The sequence below is a fragment of the Stenotrophomonas sp. Sm6012 genome (genome assembly GCF_030985895.1).
Lineage (GTDB): Bacteria > Pseudomonadota > Gammaproteobacteria > Xanthomonadales > Xanthomonadaceae > Stenotrophomonas > Stenotrophomonas forensis.
The window spans coordinates 1-2,607 of record NZ_JAPTFX010000255.1 but is presented as its reverse complement, the minus strand read 5'-3'; the positions used below and the strand labels follow the sequence as shown (position 1 = coordinate 2,607).

Sequence of the window (2,607 nt, the reverse complement as noted above, 5' to 3'; positions counted from 1 at the left end):
TCGGGCAAGAGCAAAAAAGCTAACAGCACGCTACGCGCTAGAGCGCTTTCGCCGGTAGCGTTTTGCCTCCTGAGCGTAGTCAAACCTCAACACCGGCAACTCAGGTTCCGGTGGTTTTTCGTCATCGCCCAGGAGCAAATCTTGTTGGGTTTCTTCTTCTTCCCGCAAGACGTCTTTCAGCACACCCCCCGACGCGATGGCACGCGTTCGGAAAGTTTGCCTAACAAGCTCAAGGAACCATTCGCGGTCGGCCAGCATGTCCGACGGCTTTACGCTGTATTTCAGCGTTTCAGCCGCGGCCTTGCGAAGCGCCAATGCGTCATCTCCCAAGGCCAAGCGGTCGGCTTTTTTAGTCCTCACTTTCGTGATGTGGACTTGAGGGATGTAGTCGAGGCGAGCCGCTTCGCGCCACGCCTGAAGCCACTGCGATTGAGCCACGTAATGCTTTTTGAAGTAGCTCGGTTTGACTAACAACAACGCATGGAAATGCGGATGCGCCGAACCGTCTTTTCCGCGTGTGACTTCAACGGTTCTTATCCAGCCTTCAATCGCTGAGAACTCTCGTCGTTGGGTGAAGCGGTTCCATGCCTTGCCCATCGTTTTTAGCGTTTCGCGCAGATCCGAAATCGCGCAGTTCCGCACTGTCACGGTAAGGAACAAAAACTGCGCATCCGGCACGGTAGCCAACAACTCCGGCAACGCTTGATGGAAGCGGGCTTGCCACATGAGGGAACGTCTCCACTGACACACTGGGCAGAAGCGAACCCGGCAGAACTTGGCTTGCGCCAACTTCAAACCGGCTTCCCCAGTCTCCGGGTCAGCGGTGAGGGCAAAGCCAAGCGACGGAGAACATTCCTCGACGCGCTTGCCTTGCTTCCAAATCCACCGTTCCGTGCCGGGGCTCTTCAAGTGCTCTTCCACCCCCTCCGCTTCGCTGCGGTGGGTGTCCCACGACCGGTCTTTGGGGCTGCTGTCGGACAAGTATTCCCACCGTTTCGATGGTTCAGCCTTTGTCCTGGTCTTGCTCTTGCCGGGTCGCCCGGTCGTGTGTAGTCTCATCTTGTGCCTATCGCCGTAGGTGCCTCGGTCAGGGGGACGCCAATCCCGCCAGACCACTCTTTGAAGGCCCCGGTTACCGCCGGGGCCTTTCTCTTTGTACCAAAAAAATCCTCCCCCGCAAGACCACCCCTGAAACCCTTGTGCCACAAGGGCTCAACAGGGTTTTCGGAAGTTGGAGATATCCCTTAGGTATCAAGTAAAGGGAAAAGCACCCCCTGCGGGGGTCAAAAAGCGGCCCCTACCGGGGCCCAAAACCGGGTCGCCGGGGCGGGCCGGACGGCCCAAGAGCGGGCCCCCTGCCGGGGGCCGTCTCCGTGGGGGTTCCCCCCACCCCCCCGGTCCCGGCAGGGACCGCCACCTGCGGCCGCTGGGCGGCCGCCCGCAGGGCCTGTTCCCGGTCATAGGCGGCCTCGTGCTCGGCGGTCTGCCGTCGCCGCTCTTCGAGCCGGGCCGCCCTGTCCTGGCGTTGCGCACGGAGAACCAACGCCGCCAGGTCATCGGGGACAACCCGCGACAGCAAGCGCCAGGTCTTGGCGATGGTCCGGGCGCGGGTTAACGCTAACGCCGTCGCCGCCCGCTCCCGCCGCATGGCCCGGTTTTCGCTGGCCAAGCCAGCCGCCGCCAACCGGGCATTTTCCTCGCTGGCCAACAACGCCTTGCCCCACCGCACCAACTGCCGGCGCCAGCCGCGTTCCGCGTCCGCCACCGCCCCCGCCCTCACCAGCCCCAGCCGTGCCCCGTCCTCGGCCCGAGGCCGGGACGGCATGGGACCGGGCGGGGTAGGGGAGTGCGCGGCCTCCAGAGCGCCGTAGAAGGCCCTCAGCGTCGCGTGCTGGGCCTTCGACCCCATCACCCCCCGCTGTAGGCCGTGGGGGGCCATCCGGTTGCCGTAGGCCGTCTGCAGCGCAGACAGGCCCGCCGCCTCCCCCCAATAGCGCTTGGCCGACAGGCCGCCGTCCCGGTTCACCGGGACTACGGCGGCATGGAGGTGGGGGGTTCGTTCGTCCAGGTGCAACACGACCTGGACGAGGTTGGCCCCGTGTTCCTCACGGAGCCAAGCCACGTTGTCAGCGGCCCACGCTTCCAGCTCGGCCCCCGACATCGAGGCCATGCGCTCAGGCGAACCCGTCAGCACCATCTCCGAGCAGAGCACCGCGTCACGCCGTGGTTTTTTAACCCCGGCTTCCCGCAGGCGGTCGGCCACGGCGTCGCCGAGGTCCGAGCCGCCATGAAGGACACGCGGCGCGGGTCCGTTGGGGTCGGCGTTTGGGGTCGCGCGCGTGCGGAGGTTGTGACCTCCCGCAGAGCGCACAGACCCCCAGCCTTTGAGTTTTCCGACGCGGAGGATGGCGAACTGGCTCATCCATCCATGCAAGCAAAAAAGCGAGAAAGCGCAAGGCGAAAATCTACACAAGGGCACTCACTACACTTTGCTTCGCAAAGTCGCCCCCTTCGGGGTCGGTTCGGCCCTTCGGGCAAGAGCAAAAAAGCTAACAGCACGCTACGCGCTAGAGCGCTTTCGCCGGTAGCGTTTTGCCTCCTGAGCGT

At 63.9% G+C, this 2,607-nt stretch carries 2 protein-coding genes; both read right to left on the bottom strand.

Annotated features, from left to right (window positions below; translation table 11 throughout):
• Positions 1–30: 30 nt before the first annotated feature.
• Entirely contained in the window at positions 31–981 is a 951-nt protein-coding gene (locus tag O0J73_RS22135; RefSeq protein ID WP_049442602.1) for a protein rep, read from the bottom strand.
• Between the two features lie 316 nt (positions 982–1,297).
• Positions 1,298–2,422, bottom strand: a complete 1,125-nt coding sequence (mobV, locus tag O0J73_RS22130; protein ID WP_308309649.1) for a MobV family relaxase — start codon at positions 2,420–2,422, stop codon at positions 1,298–1,300.
• Between the last annotated feature and the right edge of the window lie 185 nt (positions 2,423–2,607).